The organism is Marinobacter sp. LV10R510-11A (genome assembly GCF_900215155.1).
Classification (GTDB): Bacteria; Pseudomonadota; Gammaproteobacteria; order Pseudomonadales; family Oleiphilaceae; genus Marinobacter.
Window position 1 is genome coordinate 1,496,771 of record NZ_LT907980.1, and the last position, 26,078, is coordinate 1,522,848.

The 26,078-nt window shown below is 53.9% G+C and carries 22 protein-coding genes and 2 tRNA genes; 9 read left to right on the forward strand and 15 right to left on the reverse strand.

Translation table 11 applies throughout. The annotated features are described in order from the left end of the window. The first annotated feature begins 24 nt into the window (after positions 1 to 24). Positions 25 to 654, forward strand: coding sequence for an arylesterase (locus tag CPH80_RS07170; protein ID WP_096281468.1), 630 nt, complete (start codon positions 25 to 27; stop codon positions 652 to 654). On the opposite strand, the gene CPH80_RS07175 is transcribed toward CPH80_RS07170, so the two are convergent. Then, positions 635 to 1,600, reverse strand: a complete 966-nt coding sequence (locus CPH80_RS07175; RefSeq protein ID WP_096281470.1) for a YheT family hydrolase — start codon at positions 1,598 to 1,600, stop codon at positions 635 to 637. The two genes, CPH80_RS07170 and CPH80_RS07175, sit on opposite strands and share 20 nt — an antisense overlap. 85 nt (positions 1,601 to 1,685) lie before the next feature. Here CPH80_RS07175 and CPH80_RS07180 point away from each other — a divergent pair. Then, positions 1,686 to 1,761, forward strand: a tRNA-Asn gene (locus tag CPH80_RS07180). A gap of 5 nt (positions 1,762 to 1,766) precedes the next feature. Here the strand turns inward: CPH80_RS07180 and CPH80_RS07185 are convergent. Then, entirely contained in the window at positions 1,767 to 3,056 is a 1,290-nt protein-coding gene (locus CPH80_RS07185; protein ID WP_096276472.1) for a M18 family aminopeptidase, read from the reverse strand. Positions 3,057 to 3,179: 123 nt separating this feature from the next. Between CPH80_RS07185 and CPH80_RS07190 the strand changes: the two genes are divergently transcribed. Next, a complete protein-coding gene (locus tag CPH80_RS07190; protein ID WP_096276474.1) occupies positions 3,180 to 3,665 on the forward strand; it encodes a hypothetical protein in 486 nt (161 codons plus the stop codon). A 107-nt stretch (positions 3,666 to 3,772) separates the two neighbouring features. Next, complete coding sequence (locus CPH80_RS07195) at positions 3,773 to 4,381, forward strand: outer membrane beta-barrel protein (protein ID WP_096276476.1); 609 nt, start codon at positions 3,773 to 3,775, stop codon at positions 4,379 to 4,381. A gap of 30 nt (positions 4,382 to 4,411) precedes the next feature. Here CPH80_RS07195 and rlmKL read toward each other — a convergent pair whose 3' ends face one another. Next, positions 4,412 to 6,586 carry a bifunctional 23S rRNA (guanine(2069)-N(7))-methyltransferase RlmK/23S rRNA (guanine(2445)-N(2))-methyltransferase RlmL gene (gene rlmKL / locus CPH80_RS07200; RefSeq protein ID WP_096281472.1) on the reverse strand — a complete coding sequence of 725 codons (2,175 nt, stop codon included), beginning with the start codon at positions 6,584 to 6,586 and terminating at the stop codon, positions 4,412 to 4,414. A gap of 317 nt (positions 6,587 to 6,903) precedes the next feature. On the opposite strand from rlmKL, the gene rmf reads away from it, so the two are divergent. Continuing rightward, positions 6,904 to 7,116, forward strand: a complete 213-nt coding sequence (gene rmf, locus CPH80_RS07205) for a ribosome modulation factor (RefSeq protein ID WP_096276478.1) — start codon at positions 6,904 to 6,906, stop codon at positions 7,114 to 7,116. A 114-nt stretch (positions 7,117 to 7,230) separates the two neighbouring features. Here rmf and CPH80_RS07210 read toward each other — a convergent pair whose 3' ends face one another. Continuing rightward, entirely contained in the window at positions 7,231 to 8,250 is a 1,020-nt protein-coding gene (locus tag CPH80_RS07210) for a quinone-dependent dihydroorotate dehydrogenase (protein ID WP_096276480.1), read from the reverse strand. A gap of 352 nt (positions 8,251 to 8,602) precedes the next feature. Between CPH80_RS07210 and CPH80_RS07215 the strand changes: the two genes are divergently transcribed. Then, a complete protein-coding gene (locus CPH80_RS07215) occupies positions 8,603 to 9,763 on the forward strand; it encodes a cation diffusion facilitator family transporter (RefSeq protein ID WP_096276482.1) in 1,161 nt (386 codons plus the stop codon). A gap of 26 nt (positions 9,764 to 9,789) precedes the next feature. On the opposite strand, the gene CPH80_RS07220 is transcribed toward CPH80_RS07215, so the two are convergent. After that, positions 9,790 to 11,289 carry a RimK family protein gene (locus CPH80_RS07220; RefSeq protein WP_096276484.1) on the reverse strand — a complete coding sequence of 500 codons (1,500 nt, stop codon included), beginning with the start codon at positions 11,287 to 11,289 and terminating at the stop codon, positions 9,790 to 9,792. A gap of 202 nt (positions 11,290 to 11,491) precedes the next feature. Between CPH80_RS07220 and CPH80_RS07225 the strand changes: the two genes are divergently transcribed. Continuing rightward, on the forward strand, positions 11,492 to 12,634 hold the full coding sequence (locus tag CPH80_RS07225) for a GNAT family N-acetyltransferase/peptidase C39 family protein (RefSeq protein ID WP_096276485.1): 1,143 nt from the start codon (positions 11,492 to 11,494) through the stop codon (positions 12,632 to 12,634). A gap of 7 nt (positions 12,635 to 12,641) precedes the next feature. On the opposite strand, the gene uvrB is transcribed toward CPH80_RS07225, so the two are convergent. Then, entirely contained in the window at positions 12,642 to 14,696 is a 2,055-nt protein-coding gene (gene uvrB, locus CPH80_RS07230) for an excinuclease ABC subunit UvrB (protein WP_096276487.1), read from the reverse strand. A 213-nt stretch (positions 14,697 to 14,909) separates the two neighbouring features. Between uvrB and CPH80_RS07235 the strand changes: the two genes are divergently transcribed. Both CPH80_RS07235 and CPH80_RS07240 read left to right on the forward strand, forming a co-directional pair. Then, positions 14,910 to 16,094: a pyridoxal phosphate-dependent aminotransferase gene (locus CPH80_RS07235; RefSeq protein WP_096276489.1), complete on the forward strand. Its 1,185-nt coding sequence runs from the start codon at positions 14,910 to 14,912 to the stop codon at positions 16,092 to 16,094. Between the two features lie 69 nt (positions 16,095 to 16,163). Continuing rightward, positions 16,164 to 16,239: transfer RNA gene (locus tag CPH80_RS07240), tRNA-Asn, on the forward strand. Between the two features lie 55 nt (positions 16,240 to 16,294). Here the strand turns inward: CPH80_RS07240 and pyrF are convergent. The 9 genes from pyrF to pheA form a co-directional block, all read right to left on the reverse strand. Beyond that, a complete protein-coding gene (pyrF, locus tag CPH80_RS07245; protein WP_096276491.1) occupies positions 16,295 to 17,005 on the reverse strand; it encodes an orotidine-5'-phosphate decarboxylase in 711 nt (236 codons plus the stop codon). A 56-nt stretch (positions 17,006 to 17,061) separates the two neighbouring features. Further along, positions 17,062 to 18,231 carry a lipopolysaccharide assembly protein LapB gene (gene lapB / locus CPH80_RS07250; protein ID WP_096276493.1) on the reverse strand — a complete coding sequence of 390 codons (1,170 nt, stop codon included), beginning with the start codon at positions 18,229 to 18,231 and terminating at the stop codon, positions 17,062 to 17,064. After that, the gene (locus CPH80_RS07255; RefSeq protein WP_096276495.1) at positions 18,231 to 18,533 is read right to left on the reverse strand and encodes a LapA family protein; all 303 of its coding nucleotides are present in this window, start codon (positions 18,531 to 18,533) and stop codon (positions 18,231 to 18,233) included. The genes lapB and CPH80_RS07255 overlap by 1 nt, the downstream gene beginning before the upstream one ends. A 68-nt stretch (positions 18,534 to 18,601) precedes the next feature. After that, a complete protein-coding gene (locus CPH80_RS07260) occupies positions 18,602 to 18,898 on the reverse strand; it encodes an integration host factor subunit beta (protein WP_096276497.1) in 297 nt (98 codons plus the stop codon). A 132-nt stretch (positions 18,899 to 19,030) separates the two neighbouring features. Continuing rightward, positions 19,031 to 20,725: a 30S ribosomal protein S1 gene (rpsA, locus tag CPH80_RS07265; RefSeq protein ID WP_096276499.1), complete on the reverse strand. Its 1,695-nt coding sequence runs from the start codon at positions 20,723 to 20,725 to the stop codon at positions 19,031 to 19,033. 130 nt (positions 20,726 to 20,855) lie between these two features. Further along, the gene (gene cmk / locus CPH80_RS07270) at positions 20,856 to 21,536 is read right to left on the reverse strand and encodes a (d)CMP kinase (RefSeq protein WP_096276501.1); all 681 of its coding nucleotides are present in this window, start codon (positions 21,534 to 21,536) and stop codon (positions 20,856 to 20,858) included. Further along, positions 21,536 to 23,797 carry a bifunctional prephenate dehydrogenase/3-phosphoshikimate 1-carboxyvinyltransferase gene (locus CPH80_RS07275; RefSeq protein WP_096276503.1) on the reverse strand — a complete coding sequence of 754 codons (2,262 nt, stop codon included), beginning with the start codon at positions 23,795 to 23,797 and terminating at the stop codon, positions 21,536 to 21,538. The genes cmk and CPH80_RS07275 overlap by 1 nt, the downstream gene beginning before the upstream one ends. Position 23,798: 1 nt before the next feature. Then, entirely contained in the window at positions 23,799 to 24,923 is a 1,125-nt protein-coding gene (gene hisC / locus CPH80_RS07280; RefSeq protein WP_096276505.1) for a histidinol-phosphate transaminase, read from the reverse strand. Between the two features lie 57 nt (positions 24,924 to 24,980). Next, entirely contained in the window at positions 24,981 to 26,078 is a 1,098-nt protein-coding gene (gene pheA / locus CPH80_RS07285; protein WP_096276507.1) for a prephenate dehydratase, read from the reverse strand.

Genomic DNA, 26,078 nt, shown 5'->3' on the forward strand with positions numbered 1-26,078 from the left:
ATTTATCAAGGGTTACGGGTGTTTATGCATACGGTATTGCTGTACATCAGATCAATTGTATTCCTTCTGGTAGCGTTCATTGCCGTGCCTGTGTTGGCTGGCCAAAAAACGCTCCTAGTTGTAGGTGACAGCCTCAGTGCCGCCTACGGCGTACCCTCAGAAACAGCGTGGGTACAACTCCTGCGTGAACGCTTGCAAGACAACGGCCTGAGCAACTGGCGTGTGGTAAATGCCAGCATAAGCGGCGAAACCACAGACGGCGGCGCCCGCCGGTTGCCTGACTTGCTCGAGAAAAATAATCCCTCCGTGGTTATTATCGAGTTAGGCGGTAACGACGGCCTTCGCGGCTTTCCCCCTGGCGTGATCAAATCGAATCTTGTATCTATGGTTAAAAACGTTCAGAGCTCCGGCGCCCAAGCTATCCTGGTTGGTATGCAGATACCCCCGAACTACGGCCAGCGCTACACGCAGATGTTCGCCGACATCTTTCCAGCGCTCTCAGACAGCTATAACACCGCTCTGGTTCCCTTCTTTTTAGACGGAATCTACGACCAAGAGAACCTGATGCAGGGGGACGGTATTCATCCGACTGCCGAAGGCCAGCCCAGACTGCTCGAGAACGTATGGCCGGTGCTCAAGCCTCTCCTTGAATAAGATTCTGCAGAAACGCGAGAGCCCGGCGCTCAGACCAGTAATGCCCGTCGTGGCTATGTTCCACAAACCCGACATGGCCACCCCACTTAGGCGCGTCCAGGCGCACGTGTGCACCGAGCACGGAAGGCGACTCCGGGAAACACGTTGGTGACAGAAACGGATCGTCCGCTGCGTTAACCATCAGGGCCGGTACCCGAATATCTTTCAGCCGGCCCAACGCGGAACACTGGGCCCAGTAATCCGCGGCATCCTTGAATCCGTGCAGCGGCGCTGTGTAGCGGTCATCAAATTCGTGAAAACTCCGAATTGCGTCAAAATCGGAGACATCTATTAAATCGGGAAACTTTTGGGCTTTTTCGCCCATTTTTGCGCCAAGATCCTTCAAAAACCGCTGCATGTAAATCTTCCGGCTGGGCAGCGCCAGCATATCCGCACTGCCCGCTAGGTCGCAGGGTACTGAGTAGGCCACCGCGCCGCAGATTCTGCTGTCAACGCGCTCACCTTGCTCACCGAGATACAGTAGCGTGAGGTTGCCCCCCATACTGAAACCAGAAAGAAACACCGTTTGGTAGTTTTGCGCCAGGCCATGATCCACCACTTGACGCAGATCTTCGGTGGCGCCGCTGTGATAAAACCTCGGCTGCCGGTTCATTACTCCGCCGCAGGAGCGGAAGTTCCAGGCTAGAACATCCCAGCCTTCTGCCAGCAATGCCTTTGTTAGCCCCAGTACATACGGGCGTCGGCTGTGCCCTTCCAACCCGTGAGAGACAACGGCCAAGCGATTGCTGCCCTGACGGTACCAGTCCAGGTGCAGCTCATCGTTGTCGGCTGTCGGAAGCACTTCTGCTTCCGGAACTTCCACCCGTACCTTGCGGAACAATGACGGCCACACAGACTGAACATGACCGTTGCGCAACCAGGGAGGAGGACGATATTGATGAGCCATACTGCGGTACAAATTTTGACCTTTTATATCAGGGGGTTGACCAGCTAATTCAAAGCGCTTAATATGCCGCCCGGCTTGATGCTGTTCCCCGATAGCTCAGTTGGTAGAGCAACGGACTGTTAATCCGTTTGTCGCTGGTTCGAGCCCAGCTCGGGGAGCCATTTATTCAGAACACCTGCTCACGCTGCATGAACTCTGCCAGCACACGAAACATCGTAAAACCATCCTCAGTACCAATCAGCTCACGTATCGAATGCATACCAAACTGCGGCACGCCAATATCCAGTGTTGTAACGCCCAGATTTGCTGCCGTCAACGGCCCGATTGTACTGCCACAGCCCATATCACTGCGTACTACAAAGGTTTGATGTGGCAGGCCCAGCTCATCACTGATGTGTCGGTAAACAGCGGCTGAACGACTGTTGGTTGCGTAGCGCTGGTTATGGTTCACCTTGATGACCGGCCCCTTGTTCAGAATGGGGCCATGATTTTCATCGTGCTTGTCTATGTAATTCGGGTGCACGCCGTGGGCATTGTCGGCTGAAATCATCATAGAGCGGGCAATGGCTCTGGCCTTGCCTGTGCCACACCAGCGATCGAGAACCGCCGTTAGAAATGGCCCCTGGGCGCCCTCGGCAGACACGCTGCCCACCTCTTCGTGATCGTTACATACCAGCAGCGCAGCCTCGTCGCCGGAAGTGTTCAACAAAGCCTGCAGCCCGATGTAACAGCTCAGCAGGTTGTCCAGCCGTGCGGCGGCAATAAACTCTTCACGCAAGCCAACAAAGCCGGCTTCTTGGGCATCGTAAAAGCCCAACTCATAGCCCAAAATCTTATGAACTTTGGTGCCGGATTCACTGGCGATCTGCTGGCTAAGCAGGTCGTTAAAACTGGTCGCATCGTCTTCTGCAACCTGCATCAGTACCGGCGGAAGATCCGTTTGGGGATTCACCGTACGGCCACTGTTGGCCTCCCTATCCAGATGGATTGCGAGGCTAGGAATAAACGCGACGGGTTTGCGGAAATCGACCAGCGTGTCGCTGACCTTGTCATGGCCGTCGAGAAACGTCACTCTGCCCGCCAACGAAAGATCCCGGTCGAACCAGGGGTTCAACAAAGCACCACCGTAAACTTCAACACCAAGCTGAAAAAAGCCTTTGCGGCGCAGCTCTGGGTTGGGTTTTACTTTTAGGCATGGGCTATCGGTGTGCGCACCCACCATGCGAATGCCCGATACTGTGGCGTCTTGGGCACCGGTGCGAAATGCCACGATAGAGGAGCCATTACGGATGACGTAATAGCCACGACTCTGCTCAATTGACCAGTCGTCCTTTTCGTCCAGTTCTTCAAACCCGGCCGCATCCAGCCGTTGCTTCATGGTTGCCACGGCGTGCCAAGGCGTGGGTGATGCGTTCAGAAACTTCAGTAAATCTTTGTTGAATTCAGCGTGTTCCATGATGTCCCTGATAGAATGAAAATTACCACAACAGTATGGCATGAAGCCTTAATACCTCATACCGGGGCGGCCGACATTACTCACCTTCCCTCACGATCTGCCACCCATTACTCGGAGCCCGACATGGCTGCACCAAGATTTCTCGACATCGAATACTGCCAGACCGACGATGCTCTGTTCCCGATTGCCATGGCTTGGTCGCTGGAAAATGGCCAGATGAAAACTGTCGTGATTGTACCGGCAGATGAATGGCTGCCCGAAGACGGCGATATTGGCGACCTGGATCTGCAATACCTGGACGAACAGGGCGTGCCACTGATTGAGCTGATTCATGAGCTGCACCAAGATCTGCCAGACCAGACAGTATACGTAGACGGCCTGGATCCGGACGAGATTCTGGTAGATCTGATTTTCAGCGCTCTGGATCAAGAAGCACCGTTTGAAGTAGCGCCAATTACCGAGCTGATCACCGGCATGAGCAGCGAAATGCTGGAAGACCGTCGCCGCCAGCTGCTGTTTGAAGAGGGTCTTGAACCCCAACTGCCCGAGAACGGTGTTTACGCCCTGCTATTGATGGCGCAGGAACAAGGCCTGTTCGACGAGGATTGACCCCTCCGCTGAACCGACACAGGGAAGTGTGACATGGGTCGACGTAACAATTGGTTACACAAGGCAAACTCAGCCCGTAACCGCTCACGTCAGGAAGCCCGATAACAATGAATAAGGTTGTGCGAACACACCTACTACTTGCTTTGATGCCTGCTTGTCTGCTTTCCGCCCAGACTGCCCTGGCTCAGGAAACGCCCCGGGAAGATAAGCACTACTTAGGCTTGCTGGTATCGGCTTTCAACCACCGCACTATAGGTGAGGCCTCAAAGGAGCAGGCTACGGGAAGCGGTGCCGCACTTATTGTGGGCAGTCACATCAATCATCTATTTCACGCTGAGCTGCGTGCAGGTGGAGGATACCGGGATGCCAAGGTGCCCAGAGGCGACCTGACCCTTTCCATCGATTACTTCGCCAGCTGGTACATGGGCTTGCACTACCCTGTTACGGACTACGCCAATGTCTATGCTCAGGCCGGATTTTCTTTCATTCACGGCACTGCCGAAATCACAGATACAAACGGACAGGGAAACGCCCAATTCAGGGATCTGGAAGGCGACTTTCCAGACAGCAGCTTCAGCGTAAGCTGGGTATTTGGCATGGATTTCGAAGTGCTGAGCGACACCTACCTTGTATTTGAGGGTGGAAAACTGTTCAAAGACACAGGCACAGACGCCAATACTTTCCAGTTTTCCACCGGCCTAAAATACGAGTTCTAAAGCACCCGATATGTGCGCTCTTCTGGAATGCTAGGCGTTTTTCCGGATGTGCCAGCACCGGTGAATCCGCGCGTTCCTCTGAAAATCCTTATCCAGCGTGCTGGCGCTTACTTCCTCAACCTCAAATTCCGAGGCTAGCTCTTCATCAAGCTTGAAGCGCCGAAAGTTAGTGGAAAAAATCAACACACCGTCTGAGCTTAACCTAGCCACTGCTTGCCGGATCAACTTCGCGTGGTCCTTCTGAACATCCAAAACGCCTGCCATACGAGCAGAGTTGGAGAAGGTTGGCGGATCCATAAAAATCAGATCGTAAACCTGATCAGGCTTTGGCTTTGCTGCCAGCCAAGCCAGACAATCCATCGCCTCCACTTTATGTTTGCGAGGGTCTGCCCGGTTCAGCGCCAAGTTATCCTCAGCCCAACCTACATAGGTGTTCGATAGGTCCAGGCTCAGCGAGCGGCTGGCACCGCCGGCTACTGCATGCACCGTGGCTGTACCTGTGTAGCAGAACAGGTTCAGGAAACGCTTGCCGTGAGCGTTCTGCTGAATCCAGTGGCGCACAGGGCGGTGATCCAAAAACAACCCGGTATCCAGGTAATCTTTGAGGTTTACCTTCAGTGTGCAGCCGTGCTCCTGCACCTGAAAGAACTCACCGCTGACATCTTGTTTTTCGTACTGGTTGGTGCCCGTCTGGCGCAGCCTCTGCTTGCAGACCATCTGACCCCGCTCGATGCCCAACGCCTCTGGAATAACGGCCAGCGCTTCCGCCAGGCGCTCTTTAGCGGAGCGCTCGTCGATGGTTTTAGGTGCGACGTATTCTTGCACGTGCACCCAGCCCTCATAGATATCAATGGCTAACGCAAACTCTGGCATGTCTGCGTCGTACAGGCGATAACAGCTTATTTGCTGCTTGCGCGCCCACTGGCCAATGGTTTTCATGTTTTTCTTCAGACGATTGCGCAGCATGGCCGCGCGCTCTTCATTTGCGATTCGAGGCAGCACTTCGCCTGGCGCTGCGGGTTCCCGAGGGGTACGCACACTGGCTTCGTCTATTGTGAACAGTAAAAGTTGCGCGGGCAGCTTACCGTTGAATAGCTTGTATTGTTTAAAGCTGCGCAGGCCAATGGATTTGCCGAACTCCGGGGCACCGGTAAACACGCCGAGGCGCCAGCCTGATGCGGCGATCTTTACGGCATCGCCAAGTGATTCGTACAGGCCTGCAAGGGCTTTTCTGTCGCTCAGGCGCTCGCCGTAAGGAGGGTTTACCAAAACCAGGCCAGTCTCCGCCCGATCGTCTCCCAGTGTAAGTTCTTCAATCGGCTGATCCTGGAACTCGATCAGGCCATCAAGACCCGCTCGCTGCGCATTATTGCGCGCGGTGGCAATGACTCGCCTGTCGTGATCGAAACCTAAGAATGTCGGCATTCTGCCCTGCTTACCCTCGTAGGCGCGTTTTTCTGCCTCCTGACGCACGGATAGCCAAGTCTCTGGCTGGTGCCCCAGCCAATTTTCAAAACCAAAACGTTCCCGACGACGGCCCGGTGCAATATCCAATGCCATTAGGGCTGCTTCAATTACCAGCGTACCGGAGCCACACATGGGGTCGACAAAATCGCCGCCTGCGGCCGCGATTTCGGGCCAACCGGCGCGCATCAGCAGTGCGGCCGCAAGGTTTTCCTTCAGAGGCGCTAGGCCCTGCTCGGTGCGGTAGCCACGCTGGTGCAAACTGTGACCACTGATATCTATACCCACCGCAAGCCGGCCACGATGCAGCCGCGCCGACACAGTTACATCTGGCATCTTCGCTTCCACCGTCGGGCGTTTTCCACCGCCCACGGTAAAACGATCCACAATGCCGTCTTTTACACGCTGGGCGCCAAATTGGGTGTTGCGGATCGCCTCGTTCTCGCCAATAAAATTGACGCGAAAGCTGCCATCAACGGGGATGTGCTGCTGCCAGTCGAGGTGAACCACACCATCGTAAAGCTCATCGGCACTGGTAGCGGCCACTTCATCAAGGTGGAGGATCACCCGGTTTGCCAGGCGCGACCAGAGACAAGCCCGGTAACCGGCTTCCAGCGGCCCCTCTACCCAAGCGCCCGCAGGTGCGTTTCTTACCAGCCCAAGACCTAACGTGCTGAGCTCGTCCGCCAGAAGGTATTCAACCCCCTTTGGGCAGGTTACAAAAAAGACAGATTTGGACAAGTTCAACTCCAGGTTCTTTGGCAATTCGCGGTAAGTCACGGGAATCGCGGCGTTCATAGGTTTAGGTCATTCTAATATTCACTATTGATCTATTAAATATAGTTTATAGACCAAAATGATAGTGTACTTCTGCTCGAGGTTAAGCTTACCTTGTAGGTGACGCGTCGTTCGGGAAGGGTAACTCCCTTTCAGTAACAGGATCCTGACTGCTCTGGCTGAAGCTGGCAATAGTGGGTTATCCCGGAGAGGATTCCACATGCCATGGCCACTGCAGAAGTGTACACGCTTGTTCTGTTAATCCATTAGTGAGGAACGGCATGAAAAGACAGAAAAGAGACATGTTCGCTCGGGCATTCAAGCGGGGATACCTCGCTGGCATTTCCGGCAAATCCAAAGACAGCTGCCCGCTCGAGCAGGCAGAGGTTCGCCAAGAATGGTTGAGCGGGTGGCGTGAAGGCCGCACGGATCAATGGGATGGCATGACCGGCGTCTCCGGTATTCATAAACTGGCAAACGTCACCACAGCGTGATGTTTGTCGAAACCCCGTTATCTTAATCTGATCTTTTAATATACAAACGTTACGGGGTTCACTCCCCGCAAGGGCCCGCTCAGCGGGCCCATCTTCGTTCTAATACCCGCGAAACTACTTGAGCCCTCGAATCGCCTCAACCGCTTCACCGATCAGTTCAGGCCCCCGGTATATAAAGCCGGTATAAAGCTGAACCAGCTTTGCGCCCGCGCGGATCTTTTCAGCCGCACTCTCACCCTCTGTAATGCCGCCCACACCGATAATCGGCAGATCGTCACCGAGCTCTGCATATAGCCCCTGAATAACTCTCAACGATGCCTTACGCACTGGGGCACCGCTTAGCCCTCCCGCCTCATCAGCATGAACATGGCCGGCAACGGCATCGCGGCTTATGGTGGTGTTCGTAGCAATAACACCGTCCATACCAGCCTCTCTCATGGCCAATGCAACGAACCGAATACCTTCATCGTCCATATCCGGGGCGATTTTGACGGCAATGGGCACGTAACGGCCAAACTGACTCTGACACTTAAGCTGTTCATCCTTGATGGCATGAAGCAGGCCTTTCAGAGAATCACCAAACTGCAGATCCCGCAGGCCGGGCGTGTTGGGCGAGGACACGTTCACCGTAATATAGTCAGCGCGGGTGTATACCGCCGAAATACCCTTGCGGTAATCTGACTCAGACGCCGCATTTGGCGTGTCTTTGTTCTTGCCCACATTAATACCAAGAATTCCCCGGTAGCGGCGCTTGTCCACACGCTCCAGCATGTGTGCCAAGCCCTCATTATTGAAACCCATACGGTTAATGATGGCCTGATGTTCCTGCAACCGGAACATGCGGGGTTTAGGGTTACCAGGCTGAGCAAGAGGCGTAACAGTTCCAACCTCTATAAACCCGAAGCCAAGTGCGCCTAGAGCGTCGAGATGGTCTGCGTTTTTATCCAACCCTGCCGCAAGCCCCACCGGGTTAGGGAAATCCAGCCCCATAACCTTTACCGGCAGCGCATCTGTTTTCGGTAAAAAAGCACCCAGCACCCGCAAACGGTGCGCTAAATCCAGACCGCTTAACGCAACGGAATGGGCTTGTTCGGGTGATAACCGGAAAAGCAGGTTACGGATAACGCCGTACATCTCAAAACTCCCCAAAAAACGTGAGCGCGAGTATACCGGAAGTTTTCCACAGCGGCCCAGTTACACAAAAAAAACAGAGCTAAACATCTGTATTATAGAGCTCTCGGGAGCTTGTCCACGGAATCTGTGGATAACCCTGTTGAAAATTGCGGGGCAACGTTGCCAATCCCTTGTAATCTGCGCAGATCTACAGATTGATCATTTTTTGATCAGTTTATTTTCCCTTTACTTTCAATTAGTTATTATATTTTCGCTTTGAACGAAAGAAAACCTGAACGATCTGTCATTCAAAAGCAATACTGCTATGATGTGTATAAATCAAGCAAAAATGCGGAAAATCCGGAGTTTTTTAATGCAGAAACCCGACTCACCGGCCCAGCGTCATCGTGAAAATCTAGCAATGGAGGTGAAAGCGGCCTCGCGGGTTACCATTATTGGAATGATTCTTGATATCTTCTTGGGAATCATCAAAGTTATTGGCGGTGTCCTTTTCCACTCCCAGGCTCTTCTCGTCGACGGTATACACTCCTTTACCGATGTAGCCTCCGATCTTGTCGTGCTCGGCGCAATGAAGCTGTCCCGCCAGGAGCCGGATGAAAATCATCCGTACGGTCATCAGCGCATCGAAACCTTTGGCACCCTGGTCCTAGGCAGCATTCTGATTGCCGTAGGCGCAGCCCTTGCTTGGGAAAATACCCTCCGCCTGATTGAAGGCAGCATTGATACCATTCCGCAGTGGCCGGTTTTGGTGGCTGCTGCGGTCTCTGTTGTAGGCAAGGAGTGGATTTTCCGCTACACCCGCCATGTCGGCCAAGCCATACGTTCGGATCTTATTATTGCCAATGCCTGGCACAGTCGCACCGATGCGTTCTCGTCCATTGTGGTTCTGGTATCAACGGCTGGCGCAATGCTGGGCTTTGTATGGCTAGACGTGCTTGCTGCGGTGGTGGTCGCGGGCATCATCGTCCACATCGGCTGGAAATTTACCTGGGACAGTGTTCAGGAGCTGGTGGACACGGGGCTCTCCCCTGTCGATACCGACATGCTGAAAACCATAGCCCGCAATACCGAGGGGGTGCTCAACGTGCATGAGCTTCGCAGCCGGCGGATGGGGCAGGATATTCTGCTAGACATTCACCTTGTGGTGCGACCGGAAATCAGCGTGTCGGAGGGACACCAGATTGGCATGCAGGTGGTGGCCGGCATGCGCGATGCACTGGAAAACATTCTCGATATCAACTTCCACATTGATGCCGAAAACGACGAGGATGAGTTCCCGACGACCGAGAAGCTGCCGTCCCGCGCGGAAGTGAAAAACCTTATTGCACAGAACCTGGGAGAGATTCCCCAGCGCAGTCGTTTGCGGCTGCACTACCTCAAAAACAAGCTGCACCTAGAGATATTTTTGGACGAGCCCGACCCTGAAGCGGTGTTTACCCCCGAAAACGTCCGGCATCACTTAGAAGGCTACCCTTGGTTTGGCAGTGCCCGAGTCTGGGTTGCCGGCCCTTAGGCCGGCGTTCTTTGCTCTATTGGGGATCAGCGGCGGCGGTTCTCTTCCATCCTAGAAAGAAACTCCTGCATGATCAGCGTATAGAGCTCGCCGCCGAGAAAAAGGTCTTCAACACCCGCATCAATGCTCGGGTTATCATTCACTTCGATCACTGCAACCCGGTTTCCGCTCTGCTTGATATCCACGCCGTAAAGGCCGTTACCAATCAGCCGCGTGGAGTTCAGTGCCGCTTGTATAACGTTTCTGGGCACTTCGTAGGTGGGCATGGTTTCGAAGCCACCGCTCTCGCTCTTTGACTCGCCGTGCTGATAGATCTGCCAATGGCCTTTCACCATCATGTATTTGCAAGCGTAGATAGCCCGGCCGCCCAGCACGCCAATGCGCCAGTCGTAATCGGTGTATAGATACTCCTGAGCCAACACCAGCGCAGACTGCTGGAACAACTCCTTTAATCCCGCCCGCAGAGATTTCTCATCTTCCGCTTTGTTAACACCCCGAGAAAAGGCGCCATCCGGTATCTTAATAACCACCGGAAAGCCAAGTTCCTGAACCACCTGTTCCACGGCGTCTTTCTGATCTTTAGAAAGAATCAGGGTTTTCGGGGTCGGTATTTTGTTGTTTTTCAGCAGGTCGGCCAGAAAAACCTTGTTGGTGCACTTAAGAATCGACGCTGGATCGTCAATCACTACCATGCCTTCTGCCTCTGCTTTGCGGGCAAAACGATATGTGTGATGGTCGATGGCGGTGGTTTCACGGATAAACAGGCCATCGTACTCGGGCAGGCGCATGTAATCCCGACGCGTAATCTGCTCCACGTTGATACCCAGTTTTCGACCGGCTTTTTCAAAGCGTTTCAGCGCCACCGCATCGCTGGGCGGCATTTCTTCATCCGGGTTCACTAGAATCGCAAGGTCGAACCGGTACCGGCGGCGGGTTCTTGGCTTGCGCCAAACCATGCTGCTAAAGCGATCCAGCGCGGAGGCAAAGGCATCCTGCTCACGTTCATCCAGATCAACAGGTGCCGCCGGCTTCATGGATTCAATCTGCCAGGCTTTCCGGCGCCGGAACACAATCTCAAGAATCGGACAGGGGAACCGCTCAAACAAGGCCCGCGCCACTGGTTTGAGATCCGGGTGTTCGGTTTGACCAAAATACGTGCGGATTCGCACCTCGTGGGTCGCATTGCGCTTATCGCTGGCGGGATCGATGGCTGAACCGGCGGCCTCCAGCCAATGGATTACGCTGGCTTCCAGCTCTTCCAACTCAAGCGAAAACAGCCCCTTTCGGCTCAGGTCGTTCAGAGTCATAACCGACGGCACTACGTGGTGCCCACGGGCTTCAGCCAGCAAGGAGCAGTAGTAGCCACGGCTCAAATATTTGGCGCTCTGGCACAAGTTAATAACGCGCACGCGGCTGGCTGCCGGAGCGGAAAACTGCAGGTACTGATCAAAGCTCAGTACATCTTCGCTGGGGTAATACGGAGCCCAGTCTTTGGTACGATCCACAACAATAAGCAAACGGGACATTAAAGGCGCTCCTCCCTGGAGATAATTGCCAACAGAACCCGCCGCAACAATACGCCGCTGCGGGGTTTGGAACAATCGGCTGCTAATGCGTGCTTTTACGCATAATAGGCTTATATTCCCACACTCAACTCTCTACCATAATAGCTGCATACGGGAAGCCCACCAGCATGTCCCTGCCGATATTCTCAAGGCCGCTTTATACATGTCTGATCTACACCTCCGGCAAGCTACCAGCGATGATCTGAACGCACTTCTGCACCTTGAGCATCGCTGCTTTACGGAAGATCGACTATCACGCCGCAGCTTCCGACGATTTCTGGACATGCCCCGGGACAGGCTGATTGTGGCCGAGGCTGGGTGTTATGGAGAGGGTGATGGAGAGGGTGAGAGCGAGTTGCTGGGCTACTGCTTAGTGCTGATGAGCGCAGCAACACGGATGGCTCGAATTTACTCCATTGCGGTTCTGCCAACGGCCCGCGGTCGTGGCATTGGTGAGAAGCTGGTTAAGGTGGCAGAACGTGAGGCGGCAGATGCCGGTCGTATCCTCATGCGCCTCGAAGTCAGAGAAGATAACAGTGGCGCCATTGCGCTCTACAAACGCCTAGGGTATCGCCAGTTTGGTACATACCGGGACTATTATGAAGACCACGGGACGGCTCTGCGCTTTGAGCGTCGCATTCTGTTTTACGAACCCATACCTGAGTTCACTCCCGTGCCCTATTATCCCCAGACCACGGATTTCTCCTGTGGCCCGGCGGCGCTGATTATGGCCATGGCGGCACTTGATGAACAACAACCGCTGAGCACCTTGGAAGAACTCAAAATCTGGCGTGAGGCAACGACGATTTTCATGCTAGCCGGTCATGGTGGTTGCGGGCCTCACGGGCTTGCGCTCTCGGCCTGGAACCGCGGGTTTGAAACCAGTGCATGGCTCAGTACAGAGGGACCGTTATTTCGAGATACCGTACGCAGCGACGACAAAAAGCGAGTTCTTGAACTTGTGCATGAAGGGTTTTTGCAAGACATTGGCCGGACGGGCATCCAGTTACACCATAACCCGCTCACTCTTGAGGCCATGGAGCAAGCGCTACTTAAAGGCAAGATTCCGGTGATTTTGATCAGCACCTGGCAGCTGAACCGAAGCCGTGTACCCCACTGGGTGACCGTATGCGCCATCGACGAACAGTTTGTGTATCTGCACGACCCAGAAATAGATGTAGCCGATGGAGAAACCGTGGCAGACAAGCAGTACCTTCCGGTGGACAGGCGTGTGTTTAGCCAAATTTCACGATACGGTAGCAACCAGCCGCTTCAGGCCGCGGTGATTGTTGGCCCGAAGCGTTGAGGCAGGATTATCCAGTTCGCATGACTGCTTCTTTTAGATCTGAGACATCATCCCGCAGGCGGGCGGCAGTCTCGAAATCCAGATTAGATGCGGCCTTGTACATTTCATCCTCAAGGCGCGAAAGCTCTTTAAGCAACTCTGCCGGCGATCGGCCACCAACCTTTGCGCGATAGCGCTCAGCTTCTTCGGCCGCTCTGTCACCAGGTCGCCCGCCTTTGCGCCGGCCAACGCGACCTGCGCCTTCCATGATATCTCCAACCTTTTTGTTGAGCCCTTGCGGGGTAATACCGTGGGTTTCGTTGTGTTCGGCCTGATGTGCCCGCCGGCTGTCGGTCACGTCAATCGCGCGCTGCATGGAGCCAGTTATCCGGTCACCGTAAAGGATCGCCTTGCCGTTGAGGTTCCGCGCCGCGCGGCCAATAGTCTGGATCAGTGCGCGCTCGGAACGCAGGAAACCTTCCTTATCGGCATCCAGAATGGTGACAAGCGACACCTCCGGCATATCCAAGCCTTCTCGCAGCAGGTTGATGCCGACAAGCACATCAAACTCGCCCCGGCGCAGATCGCGGATAATCTCTACCCGCTCAATCGTATCAATGTCTGAATGCAGGTAGCGCACGTGAATATCGTGCTCCATCAAAAAGTCCGTGAGGTCTTCGGCCATGCGTTTGGTGAGCGTGGTCACCAGAACCCGCTCTTTAACCTTCACCCGGGAATGAATCTCCGAAAGCAAGTCGTCTATCTGTGTAGACGCAGGGCGTACTTCAATTATCGGGTCCAGCAGACCGGTTGGCCGGACGACCTGCTCCACCACCTGCCCCGCGTGCTCGGCTTCGTAGTTACCGGGCGTCGCCGAAACAAAAATCATCTGGGGCGCAATCCGTTCCCACTCATCAAACCGCATGGGGCGGTTATCCAGAGCAGACGGCAGGCGAAAGCCATACTGAACGAGGGTTTCCTTTCTCGAGCGATCGCCTTTATACATGGCGCCAATCTGTGGAATGGTCACGTGGGACTCATCAACAATCAGCAGCGCGTCCGCTGGTAGGTAATCAAACAACGTGGGTGGTGCTTCCCCCGGTCGCCGGCCCGAAAGATAGCGCGAGTAGTTCTCGATGCCGTTGCAGTAGCCCAGCTCGTTCATCATTTCCATATCGTAGCGAGTGCGCTCTTCCAACCGCTGGGCTTCAACCAAGCGGCTGTTATCACGCAGCTGCGGCAAACGTTCATCCAGTTCTGCCTTTATGTGCTCAACGGCATCCAGCACCGTCTGGCGCGGCGTTACATAGTGCGACTTAGGGTAAATCGTAATCCTGGGAACGCGCCGGAGCACTTCGCCGGTAAGCGGATCAAAGTAACTAAGGTTTTCCACTTCGTCATCAAACAGCTCAATGCGAACGGCTTCTTTCTCAGATTCCGCAGGGAACACATCAATCACATCACCGCGAACCCGGTAATTGGCACGGTGAAATTCAATATCGTTGCGGATGTACTGCAATTCAGCCAGCCGGCGCACAACCTGTCGCTGATCAATTTTGTCGCCTCGGTCCAGGTGCAGCATCATTTTCAGATAGGACTTCGGATCACCCAAGCCGTAAATGGCCGACACCGTTGCCACAATTATCGCATCCGGGCGCTCCAGCAGTGCCTTGGTTGCAGACAGCCGCATCTGTTCGATGTGCTCGTTAACTGAGGCGTCTTTCTCAATGAACGTATCAGACGAGGGTACGTAAGCCTCTGGTTGGTAGTAATCGTAGTAGGACACGAAATATTCAACGGCGTTGTCCGGAAAGAACTCGCGGAACTCGCCGTACAATTGTGCGGCCAAGGTTTTATTATGGGCCATGACAATGGTTGGCCGCTGCACCGCTTCAATCACTTTGGCGATGGTAAAGGTTTTGCCCGAACCGGTAACACCCAGCAATGTCTGGTGCGCCAGGCCGGAATGAATACCATCGATCAGGCCCTCTATAGCCTTGGGCTGGTCGCCCGCAGGCTGAAACGGTGAAACAACCTTGAAAACACCGCCCTTACCTGAACTGCTGGAATCGTTACTGGCCATAATTGGCAGACAACCTCCGCTGACTCAACATGTGTATCCAAGCCAGATCCCGATTTTACAGGACTGGGCCGGAGAGAGAAATTTATTGTTGCGCTGGCTTCATGGTACCATCAACTCGATCGACGGCTGGGCGGAAATCAGCCGCCATATGGCAAGGATTCAGACACCCCGCCGGTCACAGACCTATCAGACGCAGCTTTAAGGAGCGCAAGTTTGGACCTTCAACTTTCTAGCCGAGTACAGGCAATCAAGCCATCCCCCACCCTCGCAGTCACTAACAAAGCTGCCGAATTACGCGCAGCCGGCCAAGATATCATTGGTCTTGGTGCGGGCGAACCGGACTTCGATACCCCAGAACACATCAAACAGGCAGCCATCGAGGCCATCAAAAACGGCCAGACAAAGTACACCGCTGTTGATGGTACGCCGGCTCTTAAGAAAGCGATTATTGCGAAATTCAAGCGGGACAATAACCTGGAATACGAAGCAAACCAGGTATTGGTATCAAGTGGTGGCAAACAAAGCTTTTTCAACCTCGCGCTAGCTACCCTTAACGCGGGTGATGAAGCCATCATTCCTGCGCCCTACTGGGTATCCTACCCGGATATGGTTCTGGTTGCTGAAGGCAAGCCGGTCATCCTCCAAACCGGCCCAGAAACCCGCTTTAAAATCACACCAGAGCAGCTGGAAAACGCGATTACTGAGCGTACCCGCCTGTTTGTGATCAACAGCCCTTCTAACCCTAGTGGTATGGCATACACCCTAGAAGAGCTGCAAGCGATTGGCGACGTGCTGAAGAAATATCCGAACATCATGATCGCCACGGATGACATGTACGAGCCTATCCTCTGGACGGGTAAGCCGTTCTGCAACATCCTGAACGCTACCCCAGAGCTTTACGACCGTACATTTGTTCTCAACGGTGTATCCAAGGCTTACTCGATGACTGGCTGGCGCATCGGCTATGCCGCAGGCCCAGCCAAGATCATCGGTGCCATGAAGAAGATCCAGTCTCAGAGCACCTCTAACCCTTGCTCCATCTCCCAAGCTGCCGCACAGGCTGCTCTGGATGGCCCGCAGGAATGTATTGGCGTCATGGTTAAGGCGTTCAAAGAGCGCCACGACTGGCTAGTGGAGGCGCTGAACAAACTGCCCGGTGTTGAATGTCTCACAGGCGACGGTACCTTCTACGTGTTCCCGAGCTTCCAGAGCGCAATTGATGCAGATTCCAGCGTCAGCAATGATGTGGAGTTCGCAGAGAAGCTGCTAAGCGAAGCCGGCGTTGCTCTGGTTCCGGGCTCTGCGTTCGGTTGCCCCGGCCACATGCGCCTGAGCTTTGCGACGAGCATGGAAAATCTGGAGCAGGCCGTTGAGCGTTTGCAGAAGGCTCTGAGCTAAAAATTACAGCAAGGGGTTGACGAGGCGGTGAGGTAATCTTATTATACGCGCCTCGTCATATGACGTCGTTCCCTGATAGCTCAGTTGGTAGAGCAACGGACTGTTAATCCGTTTGTCGCTGGTTCGAGCCCAGCTCGGGGAGCCATTATTCCGAAAGCCCGCTAATTCTCTGAGTTAGCGGGTTTTTTCGTTTAAAAAACCTAAAAACCGATCACTTCAGAATGAATTGCTTCCAACGCCGCGAGAGGGTCAGCAGCCTGGGTAATGGGCCGACCTATAACAAGGTAGTCGGAACCAGCCTTGAGTGCGTCACTGGGAGTCATGATGCGTTGTTGGTCGCCTTTGTCGGCGGTTAGCGGGCGAATGCCAGGTGTTACCAGTTTGAAGTCGCTGCCCTGCTCTGTTTTAAGTTTTGAGGCTTCCTGCGCGGAGCAGACTACGCCGTCCAGGCCGCAGTTTCGGGTTAGTGTGGCCAAACGGGAAACCTGAGCTTCTGGCGAATCGGTAATGCCTATACCTGCAAGATCCTCGGCACCCATGCTGGTGAGCACCGTAACGGCGATCAGCAGGGGTTTATCCGCCCCAAATGTGTCCAGGCGCTCACGGCAGGCCAGCATCATCTTTTCGCCACCAGAGGCGTGTACGTTCACCATCCACACCCCCAGATCGGCAGCTGCAGCCACGGCGGCTGACGCCGTGTTGGGGATGTCGTGGAATTTCAGATCCAGGAAAACCTCAAACCCGCGCTTCTGCAAACCTTCAACAAGCTGGGGGCCGGAACGAGTAAAGAGCTCTTTGCCAACTTTCAGCCGACATTTGGCAGGGTCTAGTTTATCTGCCAACGCGAGCGCCGCATTTTCAGCCGGGAAGTCGAGGGCCACGATGATTTTGAGGTCGTTAGAAGTTTGCACGCTGGAATGTCCTGCAGAATGTCGTTAGGAGTGTCGACAAGAGTGTCGATAAATGATTATTCAGCCTCAACGCCCTGAATCGGGCGAACGGTTTCCCACTGCTTGCAGCTGGGGCATCGCCAGTGGAGCTGCTGGCCAGAGAAACCACAGCTCACACAGCGGTAAACCGGCCGATTAGCAAGGATCAGAAGGCCGATACGGCTGACCAAGCGACCTTCGTCGGTGGTCATGCCCTTTTCATAGCCTGCCATTTCCACCAGCCGCAAAAGCGCTCCCACGCTGGGGCGGATTTCGAGCTCTTGGCGCAGCAGATCAATAGCAGCCGGGCGGCCGGAGACTCGTTCAACAGATTCCACTAGGGCCAAAAGCAAACTAGTGCTTGGATAAACCTGGTAAAGCTTACGCAATTTTTTGACCAGCCGGCCGATATCGCCGTGCTCGTGTTCCAGCTTCATCAGGCGATCAACGGATTCCGGCCCAAAATCCGAGTTCTGGTCAAAAACTTTCAAACCTTGATTACCCGCTTCTCGGTAACTGCCCTGCCGGATCAGAATCTTCATCAGTATCAGCGTTGCCCGAACGCAAGAACGATCGTAGCCTAGCGCTTCTTTGGCAAGTTTCTGGGCACCCCAGCGATCATCCTGCCCAAGGGCTCGTTCTGCCAGTTCACAGGTCAGGTACGCAAGATCCTTGAACATCGCCGGGTCCGCATCGTTCTTGGTCAGGGTTCGGGCGACATCGGCCGCTTTGCCCCACTCACTTTCCTGCTGGTAAAGCTCGATGAGCTGCTGAGCCGCTTTTCGCCCGTACTCCCGATCCCCCATTAACTGTTGCAACAACGCTTCAGCGCGATCCAGCAAGCCGGCGTTAAGAAAGTCCATGGCAAGCTCAAGCGTTACTTGAGGGGAAAATCGAGGAGGCAGTTCGGGCCTTGCGAGCAGGTTCTGATGAACCAAAATGGCGCGGTCGGTTTCGCCTTTATTGCGGAAATGCCGGCCAATAGAAAGATGCAGGCTTACGGTCTCTTTGTTGACAGCCAATGACTGCACAAAGTTGTCGACTGCCTGATCTGAGTAGTTCGTAAACAGAAACTGTAGCCGGTCTTTAACAGACTCTTCGTCTGAGATCTTCGTTCGGGTTTGGTTACGACCACCACCCAGCCGTCCAACAAACCAGCCAACGGCAACTGCAACCGTCAACAGCAGCCACTGAAACACTATATCCATTAAATAGCCTGGTCGTTCTGGGCCCTGGATTTCTCCAATGCCTGCTCGGCGCGATCAAGTCGTTTCTGAAGGGTGCGACGGGAAACCGACGCGCGAAATGTGGCGAGAATGGTCATTAAAATCCCAACCAGCGCGCCAATAACAAAAGACATGATAATCCACACGGCGATACCGTGGGGCTTAGTCTCAAACACCAAAAAGTTAAGTCCGACAGCCATCTGATTGTTCAGCGAGAATACGAGCGCCAGCAATACCAGGACCAGTACCAACAGAATCAATAGGATCTTCTGTAATCCTGCCATAACCTTAGCTCTCCCAAACGCTGATAAGTGCCCGAATTATTGATGTTTTTCTTCAGGGATAAAAGCTGTTAAAACCCCTGTTTCAAACTCTCGTTAACCTGTTCTCGCAGTTCCTTGCCGGGTTTGAAGTGAGGAACATGCTTAGCGGGTAACTGTACGGCTTCACCGGTTTTCGGGTTCCGGCCTGTGCGGGCCGCCCGATGATGAAGGGAAAAGCTGCCAAACCCCCTTATTTCAATTCGCTGCCCATTAGCTAGCGATTGAGACATATGCTCAATAACTGTTTTTACTGCCAGCTCAACGTCTTTAACCGAAAGCTGTGTTTGTTTTGAGGCAATTAATTCGACCAGTTCAGACTTCGTCATGAGGCACTTTCCTCTTTTCTTTTTTGTTCGACCATTGGTTACCGAATTCCCAACCCCTAGTTTAGCCAAATCAGAAAAAAACACAAAAAAAACGGGCTCTTAGAGCCCGTTTTTTTTCGAACCAACCGGAGATTAGTCCTTGTTGGTGTTTTGCTGCTGCATTTGTTCCTTGATGAGATCACCAATGGTGGTCGCACTAGAGGAGGTTTCTGCAGTTTTGGTGCGCACGGTATCAATCGCCTGCTTGTCGTCTTCTACATCCTTAGACTTAACAGACAGGTTGATAACGCGATTTTTGCGATCGATGCTGATGATCTTAGCTTCGACTTCTTCGCCTTCTTTCAGAGCGTTACGCGCATCTTCAACGCGATCACGGCTGATTTCAGAGGCTTTCAATACCGCTTCAACTTCTTCATTCAGAGCGATAGTAGCTGCCTTCGCATCAACAGCGGAAACAGTGCCCTTAACGATGGAGCCCTTGTCGTTCAGCTGAACAAACTCGGCGAACGGATCGCTCTCAAGCTGCTTGATACCCAGCGAGATGCGCTCACGCTCGGGATCTACAGACAGGATAACGGTATCAACATCGTCGCCCTTCTTGTATTCACGAACGGCTTCTTCGCCTGTTTCGTTCCAGCTGATATCTGACAGGTGAACCAGACCATCGATGCCACCGTCCAGACCGATGAAGATACCAAAGTCAGTGATTGACTTGATCTTACCGGAGATGCGGTCGCCCTTGTTGAAGTTGCCGGAGAAGTCTTCCCATGGGTTGGAAACGCATTGCTTGATACCCAGTGAGATACGACGACGCTCTTCATCGATGTCCAGAATCATCACTTCTACTTCGTCGCCAACGTTAACGACTTTAGAAGGATGGATGTTCTTGTTGGTCCAATCCATTTCGGATACGTGAACCAGACCTTCAACACCTTCTTCCAGCTCAGCAAAGCAGCCGTAATCGGTCAGGTTGGTTACACGGGCTATAACCCGTGTGCTTTCTGGGTAACGACCTTTGATATCAACCCAGGGATCTTCGCCCAGCTGCTTCAGACCCAGAGATACGCGGTTGCGCTCACGGTCAAATTTCAGAACCTTAACGTCGATCTCATCGCCAACATTCACGATTTCACTTGGATGCTTGATGCGCTTCCAAGCCATATCGGTAATGTGCAGCAGGCCGTCAACACCACCCAGATCTACGAACGCGCCGTAGTCGGTCAGGTTCTTGACGATACCCTTGATTGTTAGACCTTCGGTCAGGGTTTCCAGCAGAGCTTCGCGCTCAGCACTGTTTTCAGCTTCCAGAACGGCGCGGCGAGAAACAACCACGTTGTTACGCTTCTGGTCTAGCTTGATAACCTTAAATTCGAGCTCTTTGTTCTCTAGGTGCGCGGTGTCGCGAACCGGACGAACGTCTACCAGTGAACCTGGCAGGAAGGCACGAATACCAGCCAGATCAACGGTGAAACCACCTTTGACCTTGCCATTAATAATACCTTTGACCACTTCTTCAGCTTCGAAGGACTTCTCGAGTACCTTCCAAGATTCTGCGCGCTTGGCCTTTTCACGGGAAAGACGGGTTTCACCGAAACCATCTTCCACTGCATCCAGTGCTACGTCGACAACGTCGCCGATAGCTACTTCTAACTCGCCTTTTTCGTTCAGGAACTGGGAGGCGGGGATAACACCTTCGGACTTCAGCCCGGCGTTAACTGTGACCCAGTCGCTATCAACATCAACTACGGTTCCCTGGACGATGGAACCTGGTTTCATGTCAATTTCTTTTAGGCTTTCTTCAAAAAGATCCGCAAAGCTTTCGCTCATTATGAGTCCTATAGGTTCAACGCAAGTATGCTCCGTGCCACCAGCAACACGGTCTGTTAATAAGTTCCGGAATCAGCCAGCGGCTGGCAGGTTTCGCTGTTTCCGGCATTTCAACGACAAAAAGGCGAAGTCAGATCTGACCTACTACAGCCATACATCTGTCGAGCACCTCCTTTATACTCAAACCCGTAGAATCAATGACTTGCGCATCATCTGCAGGCTTGAGAGGGGCTGCGGAACGGTTCATATCTCGTTCATCACGAACCCGTATCTCCTCTAAAACGGCGTCAATACTAACATCGACTCCCGCAGCGTTCAACTGGCCGAAACGCCGCCGGGCACGCTCTTGCGCACTGGCTGTTAGGAAAATCTTAACCGGTGCATTCGGGAACACAACCGTGCCCATATCGCGGCCATCGGCTACCAACCCTGGTTTCTGCTGGAAGTCACGCTGGCGTTGCAGAAGCGCATCACGCACCGGTTGCATTACGGCAATCTTAGATGCGTTGTTGCCGCAGGTTTCCGTGCGGATGTCACCGGTAACATCCTCCCCGGCCAAAATCACTTTTACAGGCTCGCCCTCGGGCGTGGGTTCGAAGGCCACATCCAGAGACGCAGCAACACGGATCAACGCGGCTTCATCATCTAGCGATACGTTTTGGCGCGTTGCCGCAAGAGCCGTTAGCCGGTAGAGCGCACCACTGTCGAGCAGGTGCCAGCCCAGTTTTTTCGCCAGCATTTGGGTAACTGTACCCTTGCCTGAACCACCCGGGCCGTCAACCGCGATGACTGGTGCGCTGCCTTCCGACATTAACGTGCTCCCTGTTCAGCGCTCGCGCCGCCAGACACTTCGGCTGAAATATTGATGCCTGTTTCTCGGGCAAGCTCTACGAAGCCCGGGAAGGATGTCGCCACAACGGCGCAGTCAGTTATTTCAATCTCTTCGGTGGCGCGCAAAGAGGCCGCCGCAAAAGACATGGCAATGCGGTGGTCGTCATGGCTGTAAACAGTGCCACCCTTAATAGTTTGGCCGCCTTCGATCACAATGCCATCTTCCGTAACCGTGGTTTCTATACCCAGTGTTGCAAGGCCGTCTGCCATTACTTGAATACGGTCGCTTTCTTTTACCCGCAGCTCCTCAGCACCGGTCAGAACAGTTCGGCCGGTGGCGCAAGCCGCCGCAATAAACAGCGCCGGGAACTCATCGATAGCCAATGCCACCTGGTCTTCTGGGATATTGATACCCTTGAGCTCAGCGAAGCGAACGCGCAGATCGGCAACCGGCTCGCCACCGATCTCACGCTCGGCCATGATTTCAATATTTCCGCCCATTTGCTGCAGAATGTTGATCACGCCTATCCGTGTTGGGTTCATACCTACATGGCGCAGAGTCAGATCGGAACCCGGAGCAATACTAGCGGCAACCATGAAAAAAGCGGCCGACGATATGTCTGCGGGAACATCAATGGCATTAGCCGTCAGCTTGCCACCACCTGTAACGCTGGCCGTTGGGCCATCCCGCTCTACCTTATAGCCAAACCCTGCCAGCATACGCTCGGTATGATCACGAGTCGGCGCTGGCTCAGTAACAGAGGTTGTTCCCTCAGCATACAAACCTGCAAGTAACAGACAGGATTTCACCTGAGCACTGGCAACCGGCATATCGTAGTGAATACCGGTAAGCTTCTTGTTCTGGCTGCCCCGAATTTTCAAAGGCGGACGTCCACCCTCTGCCGTGTCGATCACTGCACCCATAGACCGAAGCGGGTCAGCGACCCGATTCATAGGTCGCACTGAAAGACTGGCATCACCCGTAAGTTCAGATTCAAAAGGCTGCGCGGCCAACAGACCGGTGAACAACCTCATGCCTGTGCCAGAGTTACCGAGATATATCGGGCTACGCGGTGCCTGTAAACCATGCATTCCAACACCGTGGATGCGCACAAAGCCGTTATCTGGCCCCTCAATCGTAACGCCCATATCCCGGAACGCCTGTATCGTGGCGAGACTGTCTTCGCCCTCGAGAAAGCCTTTCACTTCGGTTATGCCGTCGGCGAGAGCGCCGAGCATAATTGAGCGATGGGAAATGGATTTATCACCGGGCACCCGTATGTCGCCGGTTACTGAGCCACCGGGCTGGAGGCGGAACGTTACCTGCTTTTCACTGTTATTTGTCACGTAGGCCTGTCCTGAAAGCATTTTTGAAAAGTGTTCGCGGGCCGCCTTGGCGCGGCTAAATACCCGCAACAGCATGGCGCCGTCTTGCTCGGCAATTGCTGTGCGCAACTGATCCAGATCATGGGTGAAATGATCAATCACCCGAAGAACGGCGTCGCTGTTGGAAAGAAAGATATCGTGCCACATAACCGGATCGCTTGCGGCAATGCGAGTAAAGTCACGGAACCCGCCTGCTGCATACCGGAATATATCCATGTTCTGGCCTTCCCCGGCCAGCGTATCAACCAGCGAGAAGGCAATCAGATGGGGTAGATGGCTGGTCGCCGCCAGCACTTCATCGTGATAAGCCACAGACATGGTGAGTACGGTAGCGCCGCACGCCTCCCACAAAGCTTGAAGCTTGGCGAGATCATTACTGCTGACGTTATCTGGGGGAGTCAGTATAACTTTGTGGTTTCTGAACAAATCCGAATTAGCCGCACGGATGCCACTTCTCTCCGAACCCGCAATGGGATGCCCCGGAATAATACAGGGCAAAAACTCGCCGAAGACAGCCTCAACGTCCTTCACGAAACCGGACTTGGTACTGCCAACGTCTGTAAGAATGGCATCTGCCGCAAGATGCGGGCGTATTTCTTCAAGCACCTTGCGGGTCGCCTGTACCGGCACGGCCAGCACAACAAGGTCTGCGCCCTGCACCGCTTCGGCAACCGTTTGCGCAATCGTATCAATCACACCCTGGGACTCGCCTAGCAGCAGGTCTTCTTTGCGTTGATCCGCAGCAACGACCTCATGCGCCAAACCGTGTTTGCGAATAGCGCCGGCCAGCGAACCACCTATTAAGCCTAACCCAATAATGGCAACACGCTGAAAAAGCGGTTCGCGGGATGGCACCTTAGGCTCCCTGCCCGGCTGCTGCCAGCGCCTTCGAGAGCGCGTCGATAAAGTGTTCGTTTTGCTCGCGCAAACCCACCGAAACCCGTAGGTGGTTGGGCATACCGTAACCCGCAATCGGGCGCACAATAACACCTTGGGCCAACAAAACTTGGTAAACGCCCATGGCTTGGGGCCCTATTTCAACAGCCACAAAGTTCCCGGATGACGGAATATACCGAAGGCCCATCTGATCAAAGGCCTCTTCTAGCTGCTTCAATCCTGCGGTATTGATCTCGCGGGAGCGCTGCAGGTAGTCTTCATCATCCAGCACTGCCGCAGCGGCTGCCAGTGCCACGGCGCTTACGTTAAAGGGTTGACGAACACGGTTCAGGATATCGGCAATAGCCGGTGAGCTTACGCTGTAGCCAACGCGCAGGGCCGCAAGACCCCAGGCTTTGGAAAACGTGCGGCACACAATTAAGTTCGGAAAACGGGTTAACAAGGCAACCCCGTCGGGATCGCTCTCCCCGGTCATGTACTCGCAGTAGGCTTCATCTAGAACCACCAGTACATCTTCAGGAATCTTACTCAGAAACGCTTCAATGGCGCCCGAGTTGTGTACAGTTCCCGTAGGGTTGTTCGGGTTGGCTACGAATATCAGACGAGTGCGCTCTGTTACGGCCGCGGCCATGGCATCCAGATCGTGCCCCCAATCTTTGGCCGGCACAGCAACAGCCTTCGCGCCAATAACTTGAGTAACGATCGGGTAAATAGCAAACGCATACTGGGAGAACACAACCTCGGAATTTGCATCAGCAAAGCAACGGGCGATCACTTCGAGTACGTCGTTTGAGCCATTCCCAAGCGTGATCTGGTCAGCCTCAACACCAAGGCGCCCAGACAGCTTCTGCTTTAAATCAAAGCCATTGCCATCGGGATACAGACAAAGATCGGTCAGTGCGCTTTCAACCGCAGCGGTCGCTTTTTTGCTGGGGCCCAAAGGGTTTTCATTGCTGGCAAGCTTGACCACCTCAGCCGGATCCAGACCCAATTCACGGGCCAACTCGCTGATTGGCTTGCCCGGCTGATAGGGAGACAAGGCCTGAACGCCCTCTACAGCAAGGCTTTGATAATCAATGGCCATATACCTTCCTTTAATTATCTGTCGCGAAGCTCTAATGCTAAGCTCTCGTGATAAGTACTAGAGAACACCGATGGGGTAGGAACCCAACCGCTTGAGCTCAACGGCTTCTTCTTCTACCTCAGCAAGCGCTTTATGTGCCTGCTCATCGTCTATATGCCCTTCAAAATCGATATAGAACACATACGTCCAGGTGCCACTGGGCGAGGGCCGGGTCTCTAGCCGCGTAAGACTTATTCCATGGCGGTGAAACGGCTCCAACAATTGATACAACGCACCCGGTTTGTTTCTCATGGAAACAACGATCGATGATTTGTCATGCCCGCTCGACTGCACTTCTTCGCGGCCGATAATCAGGAATCGGGTGGTGTTGTCTGGCCTGTCTTCAATGCTGTTGGCCAGCTTCTCCAAACCGTAAAGCTCTTCTGCCATATCACCGGCAATCGCGGCGGTGCCTGGTTCTTTGGCGGCCCGGCGTGCCGCTTCGGCATTACTGGATACAGTCACTCGCTCAATGCCATAGCGATGGGTATCCAGCCACTGACGACACTGGGCAAACGACTGCTGGTGCGAGTAGATGCGGGTTATTTCCTGATCCCGGAACTCCGGTGAAACCAGAAGATGGTGATGAATTCTTAACTGTACTTCACCGCAGATTTTCAGCGGAGACGTCATAAACATATCAAGCGTATGGTTGATCATGCCCTCTGTGGAGTTTTCCACCGGCACCACACCGTAATGGGCAGCTCCGGATTCCACCTCGCGGAACACCGCATCAATCGCCGGTAACGGCACGCTGACTACAGAATGCCCGAAATGCTTGAGAGCGGCCGCCTGAGTAAACGTGCCGACAGGCCCAAGAAAGGCTATATGCATGGGCTTTTCCAGCGCCAGGCAGGCCGACATTATTTCGCGAAACAGCCGGGCCATTTCCTCGCCAGGCAGAGGGCCTGGATTGGCCTCTTTAATGCGGCGAAGAACCTGAGCTTCCCGCTCGGGTCGGTAGAAAAACACGTTCTGCTCGGGGTTGGCAGCCGTTTTCACATGAGCCACTTCCTGGGCGCATTTCGCCCGAGCGCTGATCAGCTCCAAGATTCTCTGATCAAGGCTGTCTATCTCTTCCCGTAGCTCTCCAAGGCGGGCCTGCTCATCACTCAT

Excerpts from the sequence above, each read along its gene's own strand:
- CPH80_RS07170 (WP_096281468.1), top strand. The coding sequence starts at position 25 with ATGCATACGGTATTGCTGTACATCAGATCAATTGTATTCCTTCTGGTA.
- CPH80_RS07175 (WP_096281470.1), bottom strand. The coding sequence starts at position 1,600 with ATGGCTCATCAATATCGTCCTCCTCCCTGGTTGCGCAACGGTCATGTT.
- CPH80_RS07185 (WP_096276472.1), bottom strand. The coding sequence starts at position 3,056 with ATGGAACACGCTGAATTCAACAAAGATTTACTGAAGTTTCTGAACGCA.
- CPH80_RS07190 (WP_096276474.1), top strand. The coding sequence starts at position 3,180 with ATGGCTGCACCAAGATTTCTCGACATCGAATACTGCCAGACCGACGAT.
- CPH80_RS07195 (WP_096276476.1), top strand. The coding sequence starts at position 3,773 with ATGAATAAGGTTGTGCGAACACACCTACTACTTGCTTTGATGCCTGCT.
- rmf (WP_096276478.1), top strand. The coding sequence starts at position 6,904 with ATGAAAAGACAGAAAAGAGACATGTTCGCTCGGGCATTCAAGCGGGGA.
- CPH80_RS07210 (WP_096276480.1), bottom strand. The coding sequence starts at position 8,250 with ATGTACGGCGTTATCCGTAACCTGCTTTTCCGGTTATCACCCGAACAA.
- CPH80_RS07215 (WP_096276482.1), top strand. The coding sequence starts at position 8,603 with ATGCAGAAACCCGACTCACCGGCCCAGCGTCATCGTGAAAATCTAGCA.
- CPH80_RS07220 (WP_096276484.1), bottom strand. The coding sequence starts at position 11,289 with ATGTCCCGTTTGCTTATTGTTGTGGATCGTACCAAAGACTGGGCTCCG.
- CPH80_RS07225 (WP_096276485.1), top strand. The coding sequence starts at position 11,492 with ATGTCTGATCTACACCTCCGGCAAGCTACCAGCGATGATCTGAACGCA.
- uvrB (WP_096276487.1), bottom strand. The coding sequence starts at position 14,696 with ATGGCCAGTAACGATTCCAGCAGTTCAGGTAAGGGCGGTGTTTTCAAG.
- lapB (WP_096276493.1), bottom strand. The coding sequence starts at position 18,231 with ATGGATATAGTGTTTCAGTGGCTGCTGTTGACGGTTGCAGTTGCCGTT.
- CPH80_RS07255 (WP_096276495.1), bottom strand. The coding sequence starts at position 18,533 with ATGGCAGGATTACAGAAGATCCTATTGATTCTGTTGGTACTGGTCCTG.
- CPH80_RS07260 (WP_096276497.1), bottom strand. The coding sequence starts at position 18,898 with ATGACGAAGTCTGAACTGGTCGAATTAATTGCCTCAAAACAAACACAG.
- rpsA (WP_096276499.1), bottom strand. The coding sequence starts at position 20,725 with ATGAGCGAAAGCTTTGCGGATCTTTTTGAAGAAAGCCTAAAAGAAATT.
- cmk (WP_096276501.1), bottom strand. The coding sequence starts at position 21,536 with ATGTCGGAAGGCAGCGCACCAGTCATCGCGGTTGACGGCCCGGGTGGT.
- hisC (WP_096276505.1), bottom strand. The coding sequence starts at position 24,923 with ATGGCCATTGATTATCAAAGCCTTGCTGTAGAGGGCGTTCAGGCCTTG.
- pheA (WP_096276507.1), bottom strand. The coding sequence starts at position 26,078 with ATGAGTGATGAGCAGGCCCGCCTTGGAGAGCTACGGGAAGAGATAGAC.